The organism is Crenobacter oryzisoli (assembly GCF_030385785.1).
In the GTDB taxonomy this organism is placed as follows: Bacteria; Pseudomonadota; Gammaproteobacteria; order Burkholderiales; family Chromobacteriaceae; genus Crenobacter_A; species Crenobacter_A oryzisoli.
Window position 1 is genome coordinate 175,531 of the sequence record NZ_JAUEDK010000004.1, and the last position, 6,305, is coordinate 181,835.

General features: G+C 54.6%; 3 protein-coding genes. All 3 read left to right on the top strand.

What is annotated here, in order from left to right; genetic code table 11:
- The first annotated feature begins 232 nt into the window (after positions 1–232).
- A complete protein-coding gene (locus tag QU481_RS03895; protein ID WP_289828577.1) occupies positions 233–4,459 on the top strand; it encodes a radical SAM protein in 4,227 nt (1,408 codons plus the stop codon).
- A gap of 1,331 nt (positions 4,460–5,790) precedes the next feature.
- Positions 5,791–6,033, top strand: coding sequence for a hypothetical protein (locus QU481_RS03900; protein WP_289828578.1), 243 nt, complete (start codon positions 5,791–5,793; stop codon positions 6,031–6,033).
- Positions 6,011–6,305 (top strand): helix-turn-helix domain-containing protein (locus QU481_RS03905; RefSeq protein ID WP_289828410.1); only part of this gene is annotated, 295 nt, incomplete at its 3' end. The genes QU481_RS03900 and QU481_RS03905, both read left to right, overlap by 23 nt.

Sequence of the window (6,305 nt, forward strand, 5' to 3'; positions counted from 1 at the left end):
AACAGAAAGATGTCAGCTACCGGCAACTTACGGCCGTTCGATATTGGTCTTCGGATCGTCGATAATTAGCATTGACTCCGGTCTCTTCGGAGTTGTAATTCCGGGGCCGGTGAAATGCCCGTACCAAGGGTTGCAACGTCGTACGGGATTAATTCGAAAATCATTCACCGATGCAGTGAGCGCCAGGCGCTACAGCTGACCCCCGACATATTACGAAAATTTAGGAGCCGAGATGGCATACGTGGTGGCCTTGCTTGCAACCCGCTGGGGAAGCGAATTGGGTGGGTTAAATGTCTTCAACAGAGGGCTGGCAGAAGGTATGACACAGGCGCTACCGAAAGGGAGCCAGACGATCTGCTTTGTCAACCGGCTGCCGGAGGATACGGGCGGTTCTGCAGGCGCCGTCGAACTTGTTGAGCATGAGACGTTCACCGCCACGTCACTCGCGGACGACATTGAAACGCGCTGTAAAGCGCTGGAACCAGAAACTTTGCAAGGCGTACTAGTGGTGGGGCACGACACCATTACAGGTCAGGTGGCCATCGACTGTGCCAACGCGCTCCGTACGCACCTGGGCAGTGAGATTGACGTCAAGTCAGCCGTGATTGGTCACATGGATTACTCGGCGTATGCGTTCATGAAAGATCTGAGCCTGGAGAAGGTGGCCGAACGCTCGGCCAAACAGCGAGACATCATTGCGGCCGCAGATTGCGCCTTCGCGGTAGGGCCGCTGTTACAGCGCAACTTCGCATCGGTGCGAAGCGCCACGCACCGCCCCAGATCGCCGGTTAGACCGCTGGTACCGGGGGTGGACAAGGTCAGATTGCAGACTCATGACCCACGTGTGGACCTGCAAGTCTTCATATCGGGACGCCTTAACCGTGAAGACGATCCGATCAAGAACTCGATATTGGCTGTCTATGCGCTGGCGGCGGCATACGCGCAAGGACGTGAAAGCAATTCCGAGGCGTGGGTCGCACGTGGGCAGCTTTTCGCTTGGGGAGTTGACCCCCAGTCCGACCAAGACTTGATAGAACAGCTGAAGGAGATAGGCAACAAGGATGCAGCGTTCGTGCTACATCCAGAGCCGTTCTCCGACGATCAGGCAGCCCTGCGTCAGCGCCTTGCCAGTTGTCACCTAGCGCTTATGCCGTCGTGGCATGAGGGATTTGGCCTGAGTGGGTGGGAGGCCCTGTGCGCGGGTGTTCCGCTCGTGTGCTCGCGTCAGTCGGGGCTTGCTATGCTGCTTGATGAGCTGAAACAGCAGTTCCCGGAGGTGCCATTCGGAAGCGTCGAATTCGTCAACATTGGAGGCGGCACAGCCGCATGCACACCGAATCCGGAGGATATCGGGAAATTTGCCAATGTGTTACTTGACATGACTGCCAATATCGAAGCGCGAAAGCAAGCCGCTATCGATCTCGCAAGTCTACTCAAGCGTGAATTCAGCTGGAAGCGCTGTGCTTCTGACTTGCTCGAAGGCACTGGTTGGTACCTCCCCGGGTCTGTGCACTGGTCAAACCGACAGGTCGCGGGACAGAAGCAGGAGGAATCCCGCCAGGTGCTGGAGCGTATCCTCGACAATCTGGACAAACTGGATCTAGAAGAGGACTGGGGCGATTTGACGACAGCATTCAACAACCTGAGTGACGCCGGCAAGAACGCTGATCTGCGGGACAGGGCTGAATTGCGTGAGAAGCTACACGCGATCGGTCGCGCGATCGGTGATCGCATGGCCGTCGTGGGGCCGTTTGGCGAAACCGCAAGGGAATCGGGGCGCATGGACGTGTGTTGGCGCTTCATGGCAGCGTGCGCCAACATATGTAAAAGCTTTCGGGAGTTTTCGCAGTCCTTTCCAGAGGCCATGTTGAAGGTAATCTGGAATGATACGTTTCTGACGAAGGAATTGTTTTACTACGCCGCAGCCTTTGCTAAAGAGTTCTCGCACCAGGCAAGCGAGATTGCTCCCAAGTTCTTTGCGCCTGTTCAGTTGTCCGGTGAGACCGCCTCATTCTCTATTCGGCTCGCACGTCTTGCGAGCAGACACCCGGAACTCGCGCAGCTCTTCCCGAAACTCGAAAGCGACCCAACATTCGTCGAGGAACTCACGCGCTGTACAAATGTAGCGCGACACGCACACGATATCGCTCAGTCCATTGTAGGCAATCCTGGATTGTCGTCGACGGCGCTGGCGTTAATGGCCTTGGGGCCAGAACCTGCCCGACAGGTGGCCGATCAGACAGTCGCTTTCTTCCGCTCCTATTATCCCGGTGCCGGCGCGGTCAAAGGTCACTGGCGTGGCGACAAGCGCGTTTTCGCGGCGTTTGCTACCGCAAGCCTCCCGACAAATGTAATTCTCGAAGTCTTGCGTTGCATGGCCCGGGATGAAGATGAGAGCATCCGGTGGGCTGCATTGCACTTGGCGTTCTCGCGCACACTGCGGCGGCGGCTGGAAGTTGCTGCAGATGCGGGGAGCTTGACCGTCGATACACCCCTCAACCAGGTGCTGGGTAACATTGTGGACACGGCTGTAGCCACCGATGGTGGCCATCCCTGGCTACATCGGGAATTCCTGAGTCATTATCTGGAAGAGCGTGATTCGCCTCCGGAAGTCGGTGTGCCTACGCCTCTGAGTGTCTTGGACTTTCCCGTGGCCAGATGGTTGATTGGTCCGGTCGTGGGAGAGGCAGCGCCTCAGCTTCGCGGAAGGACACACCCGGAAGTTGCCATTACACGTACCGATACCTTGCAGGTGGTGAAACGCATACTGCTCGTGTTGCCACCCATCGAAATTGATGACGATGCGTCCGGCGCATCGCGAACCAGCACTCCTGCACTTGGCCTGGGCCTGCTGGCTTCCCATCTCGCGGCGGAGGGGCACGACGTGCAGGTCGCAGACTGCCACCGCTTCCCGAAGCTGCGCACCGAAGTGCTGCGCTTGGCGGGAACCTTTGACTTGATCGGATTCAACACGGTGTTTTCCACCATCAGATCAACGATGAAGATGCTCGTAGATATTCGCAAACGGACACAGAGCACGACGCTGGTAATTGGTGGCCCAGCTGCCAAACTCAATGCCTGGCAGTTCTCTACGGTGCATATGGAAGATGCACAGGCAAGCTGGGATTTTGCCGTTTCGGCCGATGCAGTGGAGAATCTATCTACACTTGTGGCGAGTCTGAAAACCCCTGGACCATGGCCAGAAGCGCCGGGTATCACTGCCAACCAACAGAGCTGGAACGTAGTGGGCCGTGGTGTGTCGCCATCACATAACGTGTCGCCTATAGGCCTGTCACAGCAACCATCGCTGAAACCGCTGCCAGCATGGTTGCATGTTGTGCTTGATCGTCGGATTTATCGTAACGGCGACAACCAATATGAGCCGGCACGAACAAGATCTAAGTCGAGCAAATTCCATGAAGCACATGTGGTCATGTCACAAGGGTGTGACTGGAATTGTGTCTTTTGTACAGAGCGTAGGGAAAAAAGCGGTGGCGAGCAACGCCGAGAAGTAGCACATGTCCTCAATGAGATTAGTGATCTGGCTTCACAGCACCGAGATCTTCGTATCCAGTTCATCGACGATAATTTGCTACCCCAGATCGCGTCCAATGCGAAGGAGGGCGCTGCCAAATATCTCGGGCTCGCGTGGGCTAGCGAATTTCTAAAAGGTCTGGCGGAGATCAAAGAAACTGCTGGCGATTCATTTGGTTGGCGCGGAATCTTTCGCCTTGAGGACTTTTTTGCCTACGAGGCCGAGTTTCCTAATGGTGACTTTATAGCCCGATTGCAACGTTCTGGCTGTCGTATGCTCGCTTTTGGCGTCGAGCACGGAAGTGAAGAGCAGCGTAGGAAAAGCAAGGTAGCGAGTGGAGTTGTTGGCAATGACCACATTACAGAATTGTTCCTCCGACTTCGGGATGCAGACATTCTCACAAAGGCTTATTTCATGCTTGGAGGTCAATGGGAGGATCAGGAGAGCGCACAGCAGACGATTGATTTTGCCATCCAGAGCGGCGTGACGCTGGCGTACTTCGCGCTGTATAAGGATTTCTCCAGAGCCACGACGGTTCTAAGTAAAGAGCAGCAAGGTGAGGATCCCAAGGCCGAGCGCTTTATTTGTTACGACCAGTTGATACTCAACTGGGACAGGGCGTTTGCTAACGCACAAGACCATCACGAAAGTGTGAATGGCAACTGCACCATGGAGAGTGGCCCAATCACGCAAACGGAAATCGAGTGCTACCGAGAGCTGTCAGCTCTAGGGTTCCAGTTTACCGACTTAGTTAAGTACAACGATTTTCACAATGAAGACACCGATGGCGGTACTCTCTTGCGTGACATTACTTGGGGCTCACCCTCCGAGTATTTTAAGACCGTTGAACAAGCCTACCGGCAGTTTTACTTACGACCGAGATTCGTTCAAGAGTACAGTGCATTGCTGGCCCACGGTTACTGATTGAACCATAAGAAGTCAATATCCATGATTTCCATGGAGAATTGCGTTTTCTTTCATGGCAATACTGGGGTGGCGAATTCTTCTTATCTGTTGAAATGATGGCTCTTTCGCTGAGCGCTACCTTGACGGACGCTATCATTTTTTTGGCCATCTCCCCCACCTTACCCCCTTGACGAGGGGGGGTGCTATTGCGCGAACGCTGATAACTTTAAGCAGCATCACTGGCTTCCTTTTCTATGGTTCCTCTCGATCTCCGTGGCATTGGGAATGCGGATGGCCCGCACCTGTGACTGTTGCATGTATTGTTGACTTTTGAGCTTCGCCCGCCTTGAGCGGGCATTTTTTTGGCCATTGAGGATGCGTGTCGCCAGCCATGCCGCCAACCTCGACACCCCCGAATTGAGGTTCCCGAGTTTCACGCACAATCGGCGCACCGATTCGACCCGGCCATCAACAATGGGGTATCGCCGCAACGTTGGGGGAACATTTGGGGGTGCACTTGGGGCAAGAAGGCCATCGGCATACTGTCCCATGGGGCACTGGTGGGACACTCAGCCAAAAAAACGTGGCATAACTCAGCATGAAACCGAACAACTGTGTTTATGTAACGTGTTGATAAATAACAAATAAAAACACGCCAGCACAAATCAGAAAACACGACGAGCCAGACTTAAAATCCCTCGACTTCGGTCGTGCCGGTTCGACCCCGGCCCGGGGCACCAGCCCTTATAAATAGAGGGCTTCAGCAAGCATCAAAACAGCGCCGAAAGGCGCTTTTTTGTTGTCTTAAACCCCTCGGAGCACTGGTGGGACACTAAGCCAAAATACACCGGCATGCAGCAGCACAACGCCACGCCATTTTTTGTGTCCTTCCGCCCCCCTAGCAAGTGCCCCAGTGGGGCACTTTGCCAGTCACCGCAAACATCCCTCGCCATCCCCTGATTTCACTTTCAGTGCCACAAGTGTTCCATGAGCAGAGAGAGCACAGCAGGAAGCATTGAAAACAAAGGGGGTAACGGAAAAAATACCATGGATTAGTAATCCCTCGACTTCGGTCATACCGGTCCGATCCCGACCTGGACACCAAATTCCCAATTTTAGGTTCAGAGACCTGTCAGTAAATGCAATAAAAGCAATGGTTTAATTTTTCTTTGCGGTGGTACGTTAATCCCATGTGCAATGCTTTTGCACATGACGGGTGGGTGCGGAGGCGGCAGTGGGCGTAAATCGACTGACGAACGGGCCGTGGCGACTGCAGATACGACGCAAGCATCCTGAGCTTCGACAGAGTCTACGACACTGAAGAAGTTGCGCGCGTCGCTGAGCGTGAGTTGCTTGAGCGGCATAGTGTTGACGGCAAAGGGCTGACCCTCCGGCAGCTTTGGGGGCGCTATGTCATTTCACAGCAATTCGAAGACAAAGCTGAGCAAACGCAAAAGACTGAATGGGGACGTATTCATGCTACCAATCTAACAAGTGCTTCAAGCCAGTTCCGCGCTGGAGTTACTAACCTTTTAGAAAGTAATGCCATTTCATGTGATAATTTTCTTCATGAAATGCAAACGAAACTCTGACGCCCGCGGGATTGACCACCACACCCTCCAGGTCATGCGCCAGCAAGCCGTCAAGGCGATTCGAGAGGGCCAATCGGTGCAAAGCGTAGCAGCCGCCTACGGTGTCAACCCGCGCACGGTGTTTCGCTGGTTAGCAGACTTTGCCAATGGCGGCCAAAACGCCCTGCTGGCCAAGCCGATCCCGGGGCGTCCACCGAAGGTGACGGCCGATGAGATGAGCTGGCTGGCCAAGGCGGTGAAAGACAATACGCCGCAGCAGTTCAAGTTCGAGT